Origin of the sequence: Kribbella sp. CA-293567 (assembly GCF_027627575.1) — a bacterium.
Classification (GTDB): Bacteria; Actinomycetota; Actinomycetes; order Propionibacteriales; family Kribbellaceae; genus Kribbella.
In genome coordinates this window covers 7,508,093-7,525,303 of the sequence record NZ_CP114065.1, presented here as the reverse complement: position 1 = coordinate 7,525,303, position 17,211 = coordinate 7,508,093, and the positions used below count along the sequence as shown (strand labels likewise).

The following is a 17,211-nucleotide window of genomic DNA, read 5'->3' as shown; positions in this document are numbered from 1 at the left end:
TTGCCTGGGGCCTTTCGAGCGGTGCGGGGGACTACTTCGACTGGTTCAGGCTGGCGCTGATGCCCTGGTCGAACTGCTCCGCGTTCTCCTTGATGGACTTGAACATGTCGGAGAAGTCCTGGATGCCCTTGACGGCGGCCTTCAGGGAGGTGTCGAAGTTGTTGTAGGTGTTCCGGATGACCTCCGACGACTGCTTGAAGACCATGCCGTCGTCGACCAGGGTGTTGACCCGGGTGCGCAGGTTCTCGATCATCGGCGAGATCTGGTCGTGGGCGTTCGTCATCAGGTTGCAGACTTCGACGATCTTGCCGTAGTCGAGGTTAATGCCGTCGTACGCCATGGCTGCTACTCACTTTCGTGGGTTGGGCTGAACACACTGTGGGTTGGGTCAGACGCCGACGCTCGCGACGAAGGTGTCGTCGTCGTCTTCGTTCTCCTCGACGCTCTCCGGGGTCTCGACCCAGTCCTGGCTGGTACCTCGCCAGTCGTCGGCGCCCCGGGTGTAGGTCTGGGTGGTGCCGTCGGAGTCGGTGACGGTCTGGGTGCCGCTGCCGTCCGCGTTGATGGTGGTGGACGTGGTGTCCACCTTGCCCTCGGTGTCGGTGCTGGTGGAGGTGCTGCTCGAGCCGCCGTCCGCGGCGATCCTGGTGTCGTTGTGCACCGTGCTGCCGTCGGGATAGGTGCTGTCGGTGACGATGTGGCTGCGGTCGTCGCCGTAGGTGGTCACCGAGCTGTAGGTCTTGCCGTCGTAGGTGACGGTCGTCTCCTCCTTGATGACGTTGCCTTCGTCGTCGAGGGTGAGGTGGGTGTGGATGTTGCCCCGGTCGGTGACGATCGTCTGGTCGAGCGGGGCGGCGCCGGGATCGGTCGCGCTGCAGAACTCCGGCTGGTTGTCGCCGACGCACTCGTCCAGGTGGGACTGCCGGTGGTCCCACTGGTCCTTGTTGCGCTGCCAGTTGGACAGCGCCAGGCTGCTGTTGGTGGCGTTCATGCCCTGCGCGATCTCGGCGTCGAACTGCAGGAACGCCTCACCGACCGAGCCGAACGAGTCACCCAGTTTGGTCAGGCCGTCCTTGGCCTTGCCCATCGTGTACTTCGCGTTGGAGTGCAGCGAGTAGACCGCGTACGAGATGTCGCTGCTGCCCAGGACGTCGTCGCCGGTACCGTCGCCGAGACCCTGGAAGGCGTCGTCGTCCATCGACGGGATCAGTTCGTTGGCCAGCTGATGCAGGTCGCGCTTGGCGTCGTTCAGCAGGTTGTAGTTCATCTTCAGTTTGTCCGGCATCGGGCACCTCCGCGTCCAAACAGTTCCGCCTAGACCACGCCGTGGACCCCCGACCGGTTCAGAAAAAGTTTCCGCCCGCCCGGAACCGGCGGTTCCGGCCCGGATCTGAACCGCGGAGCGCTCTCAGCCGTGGACTCTCCGGAGGGACCACTTCGGCGTGAGGGAGGGTTCGGATGCCGCGGCCAGGCGACTGGGATTCGATCGGTTTGGGGGGCGACCCCACGCCGGGCGACCCCGAACGGATCAGTGCGCTGGCCGAGGGCTTCCAGAAGATGGGCGGCAAGGCGCGGGAGATCCTGACCGCGATCGAGGCCGTGATGAACAAGAACGACGACTCGGTGTTCGTCGGCGAGACGGCCGAAGCGCTCCGCGGCAAGGTCGACGGCCGGCTGCGGGGACACGTCGAGGACGTCGCGGCCGCCTTCGAGACGTCGGCGACCGCGCTGCGCGAGTGGCGCGGCGTGGTGGTCGAGCAGCAGGCGAAGGCCGACGCCGCCCTGAACGCCGGCCGCGGCCTGGCCGAGGACGATCCGGAGCGGGAGACCCAGAAGAACGCCGCCAAGGCTGCCGGTGACTACCAGTCCGAGCAGGCCTCGACGTACGCCGGCCGGATCAACGGGGTCGCCGACATCCAGTTGCCGATCTCGGAGTGCGACGCGTTCTGGGAGGCCTTCAAGTGGCTCGCGATCATCCTGATCATCCCGGCGCTGATCTTCGGTGGCCCGATCGCGCTGCTCGCGCTGGCGGTCAACCTGGCCATCTTCATCAAGACCATCGTCGACGTCGCCAAGGGTGACGCCGGCTTCCTCGACCTGTTCCTGGCCGGTCTCGGCCTGATCGCGCCGACCACCAAGGCGCTGCCGATCTTCAGCATCGTGAAGGCGGTCGGTAGCGGCATCGGGGCCGGCGTGCGGAGCATCGCGCAGACCTTCCGGCAGGTCTTCAGCAAGGACTTCCTGGTCAACGGACTGCTGGCCGGCCTGAAGAGCATGCCGGCGCTGGCCAACATCGCGATCCGTGAGACCGGCCTGTTCGTGGTCAAGAACATCCGGAACTTCCCGGTCAACGCCGCGAACTTCGGCAACAACTTCGGCAAGGTCGCGCTGAACGGGATCAGGGGTCTCGGAACCGGGTTCGCCAACCTGCCGGGCACGGTGTTCCGCGGTCTGGGCACCATCGGCAAGGGCATCGCCACCGGTGCCGTCAACACCTGGAAGTTCACCGCTGCCCACTTCGGCGGCATGCAGTGGACCCGGATCTTCCTCCCGGTCGCGGCCAACGAGATCCGTGCCTTCCGGGCGCTGGGGATGGGCCACTGGCAGTCGTTCACCTCGGCGCTCAAGGTCGGCGTGGTCGGCCGTGGCCTGCAGGGCACGAACGTCTTCGGGATGCCGACGGTGGCTGCCGTCGGCCGAGGTATCGGCGCGGTCCCGATCGACACCGCGGCCGCCGGAGGTGGCTGGTCCAAGTTCGTGACCGAGCTGAAGACGCCCGAGATCAGGATCCCGCTGATCAACGTCAAGGGCTTCGAGGGCGCCGCGGGGGCCGGCTTCAACGCCGGACACGCGTTCACCGCGATCGACGACATCAACATCAACCTGGGCGCGGTCAAGAACGGTGACCTGGGGATCAGCGTGAGCCCGCCGACCACGGTCACGCCGACCGGCCTCCACCTGCCGGCCAACGCGGGAACCAACATCCCGACCTCGCCGATCGCCACGAACATCCCCTCGCCCCACATCGGTGCGCCGCAGATGCCGTCCAACGTCGTCGGCAACCTGGTCCAGCCCCAGGTCGGTACGCCGGTCCTGCCGGTGCACCTGGCGACCGGCGCGACGCCACCCCCGGTGCACGTGAACGCGCCGACCATGAACGCGAACGGCCTGATCGCCGACATCCCGTCGCCGCAGCTCGGTACGCCGCAGTTCAACGCTTCCGCGAGCTTCACCAACGTCAACGTCCAGGCGCCGGGGCTGAACAACATCGGCTCCCTGCACGTGCCGACCCCCTCGGCCACCTCCGCCGGGCTGAGCGACCTGGCCAACTCGGCCATCCGGAACAACCAGCCCACCGTGTCGCCGAACTTCGGCAACCTGATCGGCGACGGTGTCACCAACGGCTTCCAGGCCAACCACTTCAAGGTCAGCATCGACGAGATCCTGAACACGCCGACCACCGCCAACTTCAACGGCCTGCAGGCGCTGAACCCACCGGCGGTCGACCGGATCAACGCCGCGCTGGACCTGGTGCACAACCCCGGTGCGACCAGCCAGGGAGTCACCCCGCCCGCGATCCACACCGCCAAGCCGGCCGGTACGGACGTGAACGTCAACGTGAACCTGGCCGGCGCGGACTTCAAGACGCCGGCGCCGACCACCATCAAGGTCGACAACCCCGGTCTCGCGGGCGCCCAGAACACCCCGACCGTGCCGACGGTCAACATCCAGCAGGTGGCCCTGCCGAACCGCGCCGTCGACCTGCACGTCCAGCCGGCCAACGTGCACGCCAACGGTCAGGGCGTCACCAACCTCCCGAGCACGAACCTCCCCACCACCAACCTGGCCGGCACCAACCTCCCAGGCGGCACCAACCTGGCGAGCACGAACCTCCCCGGACCGAACCTGCCTGGCGCCGCAAACCTTGCGGGCACCAATCTCCCGGCACCGAACCTTCCCGGCGCCGCAAACCTTGCGGGCACCAACCTCCCGGCACCGAACCTGCCTGGCGCCACGAACCTCGCGGGTACCAACCTCCCCGCACCCAACCTTCCCGGCGCGGCCAATCTGACGACTCCGCCCCTCCCCGGCGGCACGAATCTCGCGAGCAACGTCCCGCCCACCAACCTCGCGGGCAGCCTCCCCGGCGGTACCACGATCCCCGGCAACGTCGGAGTCCCCGGCCACGGTGTGAACCCGCACGCCTCCGCGATCCCCGAGCAACTGGTCCCGGTGCACCCGCAGCCGGCCCCGGCAGCGAACAACCTGGGCACCCAGAGCCTGAACACCCCCACGCTCAACACCAACCTGGGCGCGCACAACCCCGGCTTCCGCGACCCGGGGTACACGCTGGCCAAGGGTGCCGACATCGGCAACTCCGGCATCGGCACCAACACCCTGGCCAGCAAGGTCGACATCCCCCTCAACGGCCTGACCGACCGCCCCGGCGCCTACGTCAGGGTCGAGCGCACCGAAGGGGGCATGACCAGCTACAACCTGTACGGCGGCGGCCCCGACGGCCGCATGGATGTACTTGCCGGCGGCAACCTTCGGTTCACCGACACGGCGACCGGCCAGACCACCAGGTTCGACAGCTCGGGCCTGGTGCTCGACCAGGGACTGCGGCTGACCAGGACCGACGGCGTACTGCGGCCGGCCGACCAGATCCTGGTCTCGCGACCGGGCGGCGAGTTCCGGGTCACCTCGTTGACCGGGGAGATCGCGCCGGACGTCAAGATCCGGCGGCTCGACAACGGCGGTGTCCAGCTGACCGACCCGAAGGGCACCAGCTTCCACTACAACGCGCAGGGCAAGCTGGACCACCAGCCGCTCAGCGCCGCCTGGGACGCCGACCTGGCCGCGAAGGCCGGGGTGTTCCGCAAGCCCGGCGACACCGACGCGATGGTCAGCACCAAGATGGCCGACTTCGCTCCGGTCCAGCGGGCGCAGACCCACTTCGACAACGCGCTGGACAATGTCGCGGTGCACGGGCACCGGGCCGACGGACCCTCGACCGGCCCCGCCGTCGGCGACCAGGTCCACCTCGACCTGCGAGCGGCCGAGGCCGACCTGAACAACGCGAAGACCGCCTTCGAGAGCAAGCACGGACTGGACGCCGACGGCATCCAGCAGCAGCTCGACAAGCTCACCCTGGACTCGCTGAAGGAACGTCCGCGGCTGCTCGGCGGCGTCAGCAAGAGCTTCGACCTGCCGGGCGGCGGAGGGATGAAGTTCGAGCTGAACGGTGGGCAGGTCACCTTCTCCGGACCGAAGGCGGACGCGTTCAGCAGCTCGCTCGACGGCAAGATCCTGACCATCACCGAGCTCGGTGCCGGCGGCAAGGTCGCGCACAACTGGACCTACTCGCTCGGCTTCGGCGGCCGGGCGAACCAGATCGGCGAGTCGTTCCCGCTGAACGGCGGGATGTTCGACGGCCGGCCGATCAGTCTGGAAGGCCGGATGGGGTCGTTCGACCAGGCCCTGGTGACCGACCTGCGCGGCAACAAGCTGCCGGTGAAGCTGACCGACGACGGCTTCGTGGTGGCCTCGCCGAACGGGCCGCTGGTCTACGACCGGTCCGGCAGCTTCCACGGGGGCGCCCCGGCCATCGCCGGCGACCTGCCCAAGCCGGTTCCGCCGGCGAACCTGACCGACGACGCCCTGACCCGGTGGAACGCGCAGGCGGACATCTCCCGGACGCATCTCACGGCGGCGGCGCAGAACAGGAACCTCGACCTGCTGATGAAGGACGTCGCGGGCGGATCGTTCACCTCGAAGAAGGGCTTCGAGGGCTACGTCAACCCGCAGTCGCTGAAGGACGGCACCCTGGTGTCGAAGGTGCACACCTTCGACACGATGGCCAAGGACCTGGCCTTCAAGGGGCCCGAGGACAGCATCACCGTGTACCGCGGGGTGTCGATGGACCCGGGCAGCGCGAAGGCGGGCGCCTTCACCGAGCGGCTGCCGATCTCCACCTCGGCCTCGATGAAGTTCCAGGACGAGTGGGCCAAGAACGGGGTGAACAGCAACCGGGTGGTCTTCGAGATCGACGTACCGCCGGGGCACAGCAAGCTGGCGATGTCGTATCCCGAGGGCTACAAGCCGGTGAAGGGCGATGCGCCCGAGGTCAACGCCAGCCAGTTCGAGGTGACGTTGTCGCCGACCACGCTGGTGCGGACCGGCCCGAACCGCACGCTGGACAACGGCGTCACCGTCATCCCGGTGCAGGCCCGGCAGATCCCGCCGTCGTCGTACCACGACGTGATCAACGCCAAGTGGCCCGGACTCTCGTCGGAGACGGCGTTCGGGGACTTCGTGAAGTCGTTCGAGCTGACCGCGCTGCGGCAGTTCCCCGACCTGGAGAACGTGGCCGCGAAGTCCGTTCTCAGCACCGACGGCCTGACCCACACCACCACGGTCAGCAAGCCGGGTTTCCGCGACGAGCTGACGATCACCGTGATGCGCGATCCGAAGGCGGACTCGGTCCGGGTCACGGTCGCCTCGGACGGGGTCAACAAGTTCGACCAGACCTGGAGCAAGACCGACTTCAAGCACCTCGCCACCGACCTGCGCGGCGGCGTCCTGCACAACAACGAGCAGTTCATGAACCTGCCGCAACCGTGGCAGTGGCAGAAGGCCGAGCCGTTCCGTGGCGAGGGCGTCAGCGACGCCCAGGTCCTGCAGCGGATGGACGACTGGACCGGGGTCGAGAAGGCGCAGCTCGAGCTCGACTCGATCAAGCGGGACTTCGGGCCGCAGACCGGGCGGGTGGACGGTTCGTCGAACGCGCCGTCGGTCGGGGACCAGGCGAAACTCGAGCTCCAGCTGGCCGAGCAGCAACTGGTCGAGGCCAAGGCGGTCTTCACCCAGCTGCACAACCTGGACGCGGACGCGACCGCCGACTGGCTGCAGATGCTCCGGACCCTCGACCTGCAGTCGCACCCGGGGCTGCTGGGCGGAACCGGCCGACCGGGACGCGGCATCGACCTGCCGGGCGCGGACGGCGTCCAGCTGGTCCGCGACGGCCGGGCCTTCACGCTGGCCGGCGACGGCGCGGGCTCGTTCCGCCTGCAAACAGGGGCCGACGGCAACATGCTGGTCCAGAAGCTCGGCGCCGACGACCTCGTGCTGCACTCCTGGACGCTGAAGCCCGGCTTCCGGCCGAGCGTGATCGGCGAGACGCTGACGCTCGGCGACGGGCCACTGGCCGGCAAGTTCCTCGACCTGCAGGGCACCGCGGGCAAGCTCGACGGCATCGTCGACGACGTCCGGGGTGGAATGCCGGTCAAGGCCAGTGGTGACGAGATCGTCGTCGCCCGGCCGGACGGCGTCTTCAAGTACGACCGCGACGGCTTCTTCCAGGGCCCCGTCGCGCACCCCGGCGATCAGCTCGGCCGACCGGTCCTGCCGGCCGGTCTGACCGGTGAGAACGCGGCCCGCTGGACCGCGCAGGCCGATCTGTCCCGGACGCACCTGGGCGAGGCCGGCTCGAACAAGGCCGTCGAGAACCTGATGAAGGACGTGGCCGGCGGCAGCTTCACCTCCAAGAAGGGGTACGGCGGCTTCGTCAACCCGTCGGCGCTGGCGGACGGCACGCTGCTGGGCAAGATGCAGAACTTCCACAGCGTCACCCAGGACCTGCTGACCAAGGGCCCGGCCGACAACATCACCCTGTACCGCGGAGTGTCGATGGACCCCGCGGCCGCGAAGGCCGACCTGTTCACCGAGCGGCTGCCGCTGTCCACGTCGAGCACGGTGAAGTTCCAGGACGAGTGGGCGAAGAACGGGGTGAACAGCAACCGGGTGGTCTTCGAGATCGACGTACCGCCGGGGCACAACAAGCTGTCGATGTCCTACCCCGACGGGTACAAGCCCGGCGCCGGTGAGGCGAAGGCGTGGAACCAGGACCAGTTCGAGGTCACGCTGGCGCCGACCAACCTGGTCCGGACCGGGCCGAGCCGGACGCTGGACAACGGGATCACGGTGATCCCGGTCAGGGCCGAGCTGATCCCGCCGTCGGCGTACAACGACGTGATCACCCAGAAGTGGCCCGGGCTGTCGTCCGCGACGGCGTTCGACGACTTCGCGAAGTCCTTCGAGCTGACCGCGCTGCGGCAGTTCCCCGACCTGCAGAACGTCACCTCGAAGTCCGTGCTCAGCAGCGACGGGCTGGTCAACAGGATCACCGTCGGCAAGCCCGGTGCCCAAGGCAACGACATGCACATCACCGTGACCCGTGACCCGCAGGCCGACTCGGTCCGGGTGACGGTGGAAGCGGACGGCCTGACGAAGTTCGACAAGAGCTGGAGCGGGCCGCAGTTCTCCGACCTGGCCACGGACCTGCGGGGCGGCGTACTGCACAACAACGAGCAGTTCATCAACCTGCCGCAGCCCGCCGCGTGGGCGGACGACGTGGTCGAGTCGGCTCCTCTCGACCTCAAGGGCAAGGGCAAGCAGGCCGACCTGGGCACCGCCTGGGAGGACGACCTCGCGGCCAAGACCAACGTGTTCCGCAAGCCCGGTGAGAGCGACGCGGTCGTGCACGCCCGGATGGACGACTTCCGTCAGGTCCAGCAGGCGCAGCTCAACGTCGACCGCTCGCTGCAGGACCTGGCCGAGCACGGTCATCGCTTCGACGGCACCTCCAGCGACCTGCCGGTCGGCATCCAGATGCGGATCCAGCTCGGCCAGGCCGAGGCCGACCTGAGCCTGGCGAAGAGCTCGTTCCAGGCCAAGCACGGGATGGAGCCCGACGGTCTGCAGCAGCAGCTGGACGACCTTCTGCAGCAGTCGCTGAAGGACCGGCCACGGCTGCCGGGTGGAGCCCCGAGCCAGTTCCCGGTCCCCGAGGGCGGGGCGATGTTCAAGCTCGACGGCACGTCGGTCAGCTTCAACGGCGCCCGGGCCGACGCGTTCGAGGGAGTGCTCGACGGCCGGGCCCTGCGGATCACCGAGACCAATGCCGACGGTGCCGTCGTCCGGACCCTGGACTACGAGCTCAACGCCAGGAACTTCCCGATCCTGAAGTCCGACGAGCTGACCCTGAACGGCGGTGCCTTCGACGGTCAGCGGCTGCGTACCGACGTCGACACCGGCCGGCCGTCGAACGGATCGACGTTCGATGCTCACGGCAACGAACTGCCGACCCGGTACTACCAGGACAACTTCCAGGTACCGTCCTCGGCCGGGGCCCAGGTCTACGACCGCGGCGGCAACTTCCTGCACATCGAGAAGACCCTGACCGGCAAGCTGGCCGAGCCGGTGCCCCCGATGCACCTGGCCGGCGACGACCTGGCCCGCTGGACCGCGCAGGCCGACCTGTCCCGCACCCATCTGACCGCCGCCGCGAAGTACGACCACGTCAGCGACATGATGGTGAAGATCCGCGAAGGTGCCTTCACCTCGAAGCGGGGCTTCGACGGGTACGTCGACCCGCTGGCGCAGAGCCGCCAGCTGACCAACGACGTCCGCAGCTTCAACGAGGTCGCCAAGGACGTGCTGTTCGACGGCCCGGTCGGGAACACCACCGTGTACCGCGGCGTGGCGATGGACCCGGCCTCCGCGAAGGGCAGCAGCTTCGTCGAGCGGCTGCCCGCGTCGACGTCGAGCAACTGGGAGTTCCAGAAGACCTGGGCCAAGGATGCCGATCTGACCAAGCGGGTGGTCTTCCAGATCGACGTACCGCCGGGGCACGGCAAGCTGTCGATGTCCTACCCGGACGGCTACAAGCCGGGCCTCAACGAAGCGAAGGCCTGGAACCAGGGGCAGTTCGAGGTGACGCTGTCGCCGACCGTGCTGCAGCGGACCGGCGACTCGTTCGTCCAGGACGGGATGACCGTCATCCCGGTCCGGGCGACGCAGATCCCGGAGAGCCGGCTCGACGCGCTGATCGGCGCGAAGTGGCCGGGGATGTCGTCCGCGGCGGCCTTCGACGACTTCGCCCGGGGCTTCGACCAGGCGAACCTGCGGAAGTTCCCGGGCATGGCCGACGTGACGGCGACCTCGAAGGTGACCGACGACCTGGTCAACGAGATCGTCGTCAGCAAGCCCGGCCTGAGCGGCCACGACCTGACGATCCGGGTCAGCCGGGACGTGGACGCCGACGCGGTCCGGGTCACCGTGACGGCCGACGGGAAGACCAGCTTCAACCACAGCTGGAGCAAGGAGCAGTTCGGCAACATCGCGACCGACCTGAAGGCCGGCACGCTGCACGACCACGACCTGTTCGTGAGCATGTCGAAGCCGGCCGCGTGGAACAAGCAGCCGCTCAGCGCCGACTGGAACGCCGAGCTGGCCGCCCAGGCGAAGGTCTTCCGCCAGGCCGGTGACTCCGAGGCGACGATCGCCGTCAAGATGGAGGACTTCTCCCGGATCCGGCAGAACGAGTACAACCTGAAGCAGGCCGAGCTGAACGCCGGTCTGCACGGCGGCCGTCCCGACGGTGGCTCCTCCGGTGGCGGGATCTCGGTGGGCGACCAGGTGCGGCTCGACCTGCACGCGGCGCAGGCCGATCTGGACGTCTCCAAGCTCGGTTTCAAGCGCAAGTACTCGATGGATCCCGACCAGCTGATGGACGACCTCGGCCAGGTGGCGAAGAAGCCGAAGCTGCCCGGCGCCGGCCGGCAGTTCGAGGTACCGGGTGGTGGTGTCTCCTACCAGGTCGAGAACGGAACGGTGCAGTTCACCGGCACTCGCGCGGGTGAGTTCAGCGGGTCGGTGAGCGGCCGGGAGATCACCGTCACCCAACTGGCCGCCAACGGCGACACCGCGGCGACCTGGACGTTCCGGCAGGGCTTCGGCCGGCCGAACCTGACCGGACACACGATTCACCTGGCCGACGGCCCGCTGGCCGGTGAGGTCGCCAATCTCAAGGGGATGGCGGGCCAGCTGGACGGCACTCTCCACGACGGCGGCGTCTGGCCGATGAAGGTGGTCGGCGACGAGCTGTTCGTGGCCACCCCGGGCGGACCGCTTCGGTACGGCCGCGACGGCAGCTTCCACGGCCCGGCACCGACCAGTACCGCGCACCTGCCGGCGCCCGTGCTGCCGGCCAACATCCACGGCAACCCGGTGCACTGGACCAACCAGGTCGACCTGTCCCGCACGCATCTGACCGCGGCCGCCGAGAACAAGGCCGTCGAGAACCTGATGAAGGACGTGATGGGCGGCTCCTTCACCTCCAAGCGTGGTTTCGAGGGGTACGTGAACCCGCTCGCGCTGGCGGACGGCACCCTGATCGGCAAGGCGAAGAACTTCGCCGACGTCACCAGCGACCTGCGGCTGCGCGGTCCCGACGCCGACGTGACGCTCTACCGCGGGGTCTCGATGGACCCGGTCAGTGCCAGGGCCGACGAGTTCGTCGACCGGTTGCCGAGCTCGACCTCGAACAACATCAAGTTCCAGGAGGAGTGGGCCAGGAACGGCGTCGCGAGCAACCGGTTCGTCTTCGAGATCGAGGTACCGGCCGGGCACGGCAAGCTGGCGATGTCCTACCCGCCGGGCTACCAGGCACTGCCGGACGAGGCCCGCGCCTGGAACCAGAGCCAGTGGGAGGTCACGCTGGCGCCGACCACGCTGCAGCGGACCGGCCCGAACCGGGTCGAGAACGGAATGACGATCATCCCGGTCCGGGCCGAGCAGATCCCGGTCTCGTCGTACGAGAGTCTGATCACCGCCAAGTGGCCGGGGATGTCGTCGGAGTCGGCCTTCGCCGACTTCGCGAAGTCGTTCGAGTTGGACAACCTGCGCAAGTTCACCGGGCTGGAGACCGTCACCTCGAAGTCCGTGCTGAGCACCGACGGGCTGACCAACACGATCACCGTCAGTAAGGCCGGTTACGCCGACGACCTGACCATCACCGTCCTGCGCGACGCCGACGCCGACTCGGTCCGGGTCACCGTCGCGGCGGACGGGGTCACCTCGTTCGACAAGACCTGGAGCAGGACCGACTTCAAGCACATCGCCGCCGACCTGCGCGGCAACGTGTTGCACAACAGCGATCTGCTGGCCGGCCGGATGGAGCCGGCGTCCTGGAAGGGCGCTCCGGCCACCAAGTCGATGAGCGAGGTCTGGGAAGCCGACAGCCTGGCGCGGATCGACGTGCTGCGGAAGGCCGGCGACACCGACGCGGCCCTGACGGTGCGGATCGACGACTTCACCTCGGTACAGAAGGCCCAGAACGACTACCGCGCCGCACTGGCGAGGTACGACGAACTGGGAGCGCGCCCCGACGGGCCGTCGAGCGGGCTGTCGGTCGGCCACCAGGCACGGATCGACCTGCAGACCGCGCAGCACAACCTCGACGTCGCGAAGCAGGCCTTCGACGCCAAGCACGGCGTACAGTTCGACGGCCTGCAGCAGCAGTTGGACGACCTGCTGACCACCTCGATCGCCGAGCGGCCGCGACTGGTCGGCGGCGGCAGCGCCTGGTCCTCGCCGCAGCCTCCGGCCGGCCACCAGGTCACCGTGGGCAACCGGACGAGCCACTTCGACGGTCAGGGCCAGCTGGTCGAGGAGCACTTCGGCCTGGCCGGCGCACCCGACCGGTTCGTCGTCCGGCAGCCCGACGGCGGTCTGGAACTGATCGGTGACGGCGCCGACGACTTCGTTGTCCGCGCCCTCGACGACGGTGGCTTCCGGGTCTACGGTGCCGATGGCCAGGCGCAGCGGTACGGCGCGGACGGCATCCATCTGGGCGACGGCCGATCCGTTGTCGACGGCAACGGACTCCGGGGCGACCGGTTCGTCGAGGTCGACCTGGTCAACGGCCACCGCCTGGTGGACCTGCAAGGCAATCAGGTCCCCGGCCAGACGGTGGACCTGCTGCCCGGCAACGGCTTCCGGGTCACCGACGGCAACCGCTCCTTCGGGTACGACGCAGCCGGTGTCCGGGTCGACGCGCAGCTGCACCTGACCGGGGTGAACAACGGGCACGCCCTGGTTCATCCGGTCGGTGGTCAGCCGCACCTCACCGGTCCGAACGCCCAGCACCTCCAGGTGCAGGACCTTCCGGGCGGCAGTTTCCGGGTTAACGATGCCCAGGGCAACAGTCAGCGGTACGGGCCGGACGGCGTACGCGTCAACGACGGACTCGCGGTCGTCGACGCGCAGGGTCTGCAGCCGGTGCGTTTCGTCGAGCCGAACCCGGCCGGCGGCGTCCGCCTGGTCGACGCGACCGGTACGCCGATCCCGAACACGCACACCACCCAGCTGCCGAACGGGCAGACGATGGTGGTCGACGACGGGCTCAACGACGTCCAGTGGTTCGGCCAGAACGGCGTCCGGCAGGGTACCGGCGTCCAGGTCGCCCACGCGGACTTCCCGAACGGGCAGGTCTACCTGTTCCGCGCCGAGGGCGGCAACGTCTCGTTCGTCGACAATCTCGGCGCACAGCTGCCGCACCAGGTCGACGTGCTGCCCGGCGGCGGCTTCCGGCTCACCGATCCGGGCAACGGGATCGCTCGCACGTTCGACGACGCGGGGCTCGCGATCGACCGGCGGATCCCGCTGCACCAGCCGGGGATCCAGCCGAACCAGCAACTGATCGCCGTCCATGACGTGCACGGCAACGTCAGCCTGGTGACCCGCGCCGACGCACCGGGTCCTGGCACGATCGAGCTGATCGGCAACGGCGGCTACCGGGCCGTCGACGGCGGCAACTACCGCGTATACGACGCCGACGGCGCTCACCAGGCACACGGTGTCGCCGTCACGCTGCACGGCGAACAGGGCTTCCTCGAGATCGGCGCCCAAGGTGCTCAGCGGGTCGACGGCGCCTACCAGCCGATCCCGGGCCGCCAGCCTGTGGTCAACGCCGCGGCGGGCGAGATCACCGTTCCCCGGCCCGGCGGTCACGACGTCTTCGACCTGCACGGCGTACCGGTGCGGCAGGTCACCGATCTCGACCCGCTCGGCGCCGGTCAGCTGGGTGGCCGGGTCACCCACGACCAGAACGGGATCGCCACCTGGACCGACCTGCACGGTACGGCGATGCCGACGCCGCACCGCGTCACGGTCGATGCCCAGGGCAACGCCAGGATCGAGGTCCACGTCGCCGGCGGCAGCCCGCGCAACGGCGAGTACCACCAGTACAACCGGGCCGGAAACCTCACCGAACAAGGCTTCCCGGTGCTCGACAACGGCCGACCGACGCCGTACCAGTACGTCGTGGACCGGGCCAACAGCACCTGGACGCGGACCGGCGGAACCGGCCCGGCGGACGGCGTCTTCCAGACCGGCAAGCTCGAGGTGACCGGCGTCGGCAACGGGCAGCTCAAGCTGGTCAGCTCCAGCGCCAAGGAGGTCCAGGTCTTCGAACGGCGCTGGCTGCCGGGCGGGGAGATCCTGGACAGCTTCCGCAAGACCGACACGCTCAACTTCGGCACGTTCAACCGGCGGACCACCTGGGCGACGTACGACAACGCCGGCGGGATCAGCAACTGGGGCAAGCGGGAGTTCGACACCTCCGGCTTCTCCTGGCGCGACGTCGACCACAACGGCCGGCAGGTGCACCACTACCAGCAGGGTCTGCAGAAGTACGACAACCCGATCGCCGAGCAGATCGGTCCGATGGGCAAGGCCGAGAAGGAGATCACCGGCCACGTGCTGGCCACCCGCGGCGCGGGCGACAACTGGACCTGGCACCGGTTCGACGCCGACGGTGCGCTGGTCGGCTCGGGGCAGCGGACCTGGGAGAAGGTCGGCGACGGCTTCACCGACCGGGTGACGCTGCAGGTCAACGGCACCAACACGACCGAGATCGCGCAGCAGAAGTGGGGCACCTGGAACAAGGTCGACAACGCCAACCAGTACCAGGAGTTCAAGCTCGAGAACGGCGCGGCAGGACTGGAACGGCCGGGCAGCTGGGAGATCCAGGGCAAGGCCGGCAAGCCGGTCGGCAGCGGCACCAAGCTCTTCAACGACGACATCCTCAGCGCGCACCGGGTCGGTGAGCAGCGGCCGCCGGTCTGGTTCCGCGACTACATCCAGCGCAACCCGGTACCGGAAGGCAACGTGTCGCACGTCGCCAACGACGCGCGGTACCAGATCTACCGCTGGGAGAACACCGGGACCAACAACCCCGGCCACGGAGTGCGGTACGTCGGCGGCGACGAGTCGATCGTCGACGTCGGGCTGGACGGCCGGTTCGTCCGGTTCGAGGGCAAGCTGCACGACGGGACCACGCTCAAGGTCGGCAACCACGTCGAGCCGCCGACCACCGCGCACCCGAGCACGAACGCGCAGCTGCCGTGGGAGGCCGGCGACGCCAAGGGCTGGCGGGTCTTCGACGACACCAGCAACTCCTGGCAGGACTTCCGGCAGCTGCCCGGCCCGTACCGGCAGGGGGAGACGCCGGCGTTCACCCTGGTCCGGCAGAGCATGCCCGGTGGCGAAGTCCGCGAGTTCCCCGAACTGCGGAACAACCACGTCTGGGTGCAGCGTGACGCCCACGGCAACCTGGTCGGCTCGTCGCACCAGCTGCCGGCCCACGGGCCGAACCCGCCGGTCCGCTACGTCGAGGCGACCGGCCCGGCCGACGGCTCCCGCTGGGTCTGGCGTGAGCTGGACGCGAACGGTACGCCGACCGGTCCGGGGGGCGAACGCTTCCACTTCAAGGGATCCCGCGACGAGTCGATCAGCTGGGACAACTCGTTCCGCGACTTCGATGCCGGAGGCAACCTGGTCCGCGATCGGCACCTGCTGGACGAGGGCCGGTACGTCGAGTCCTGGAAGTCGGGCCAGAACTGGCACAGCGCGGAGTTCGACAAGTTCGGTCAGCGGGTCGACGCCGCGGTGACCTTCGACCGGCGCTGGAGCAACGCCACCGGCGCTTGGGCACCGGACTGGAGCAGAGGCTCGACGCACTTCAGGGACGTCACCCCGAACGCCGCGCCGGTGCCGCACCAGGTCCGCTTCGAGACGCCGCAGCACCTCGGCGACGGGCAGCCGGTCCGGGTCCGCGAGTACCACGTGAACGCGGCCGGCAACTCCGACCAGGCGCAGTGGAAGGAGTTCGACTTCGACAAGATCGTCCGCGAGCGGGCGGCGTCGGGGACGAACTACCTGGAGACCGACAAGCTGCACGGCCAGTGGAAGATCTGGGACACCAACGGCCGGGTGGTCGGCGAGCGGTCCGACACCGGCCTGGTCTTCGAGCTGCGGGACGGCCGGCTCACGCTGACCGGCAACGAGTTCGACTTCCGCGGCGCGATGACCGAGTTCCGCGGCTGGAACGCCCGCATCGGTGACGCCCAGCGGCAGCCGTGGCACCTGCACTCGGACTGGACCCTGGACGCCAAGACGCTGCGGCCGGGCGGCGACCCGCTCCGGATCGAGTCCAACTACGTCTCGTACTCCCGGCTGCTCACCCAGAAGATGTTCCTGACCGCAGGCACCGAGTTCATGCTCGACTACGCGGCCAGCCTGATCATCATGGCGATCATCGCCGAGGCGCAGAACCGGCCGTTCAACGGCACCGACGCGCTCAAGGCGCTGATGAACGCCGCGGTCGGTACGACGCTGCGGACGGCGGCCGGTACGGCGCTGACCGAGACCCGTCTCGGCGGTGGCCTGCGGGACCTGAAGACCACGATGGGCAACCTCGACGGCGGCACCCTGATCACCAAGCGGCCGAACAACAACAGCTCCCAGTGGGGCGTCGAGTTCGCCGGCAACACCAGCGTCACCAAGTGGCGCGCCGGCACCTTCGACTACGGCCTCGGCATGATGCTGCTGCCCCTCACCGCGTTCGTGAACGGCACGATGAACGCGGCGATCTTCGGCGTCAAGGGTCCGGACGGCAAGACCGTGCAGCTGACCGGCTGGCAGGCGCTGGCCGAGGGCGGGATGGCCGCCGCGACCGGTTACGCGATCGCGAACAGCATCGGCATGCTGCGCACGATCGGGATGGGCTTCGGCGCCGGCCGGTTCTTCCAGAAGGGTGGCGTCGGTGAGCTGGGGATCGGCTTCGGGCTCAAGTTCTTCGAGAAGGGGATGGCGTCGCTGCTGGCCCCGGCCCTGCGGGCCTCGATGAACCCGGAGTGGTCGCGTCCGGCGCCACAGCCGCAGCCCGCGCCCACGCCGGTCGTCACGCCGCCCAGTGTTACCGTGCCACAGCCGCAGGTGACCAGCGGCGGTGTGATCCTGCCGCCTGGTGTCCAGGCGCCGCAGCCCTCCGCTCCGACCGGGGCGCCATGACCGGGAACGAACTGA

The 17,211-nt window shown here is 68.8% G+C and carries 3 protein-coding genes; 1 reads left to right on the top strand and 2 read right to left on the bottom strand.

Features of this window, described 5'->3' with window-relative positions; all coding sequences use genetic code 11:
* Positions 1-31: 31 nt before the first annotated feature.
* A complete protein-coding gene (locus tag OX958_RS34850) occupies positions 32-340 on the bottom strand; it encodes a hypothetical protein (protein WP_270134663.1) in 309 nt (102 codons plus the stop codon).
* A 48-nt stretch (positions 341-388) separates the two neighbouring features.
* A complete protein-coding gene (locus tag OX958_RS34845; protein ID WP_270134662.1) occupies positions 389-1,285 on the bottom strand; it encodes a hypothetical protein in 897 nt (298 codons plus the stop codon).
* Positions 1,286-1,458: 173 nt separating this feature from the next.
* On the opposite strand from OX958_RS34845, the gene OX958_RS34840 reads away from it, so the two are divergent.
* Positions 1,459-17,196, top strand: a complete 15,738-nt coding sequence (locus OX958_RS34840) for a hypothetical protein (protein ID WP_270134660.1) — start codon at positions 1,459-1,461, stop codon at positions 17,194-17,196.
* Positions 17,197-17,211: the final 15 nt, after the last annotated feature.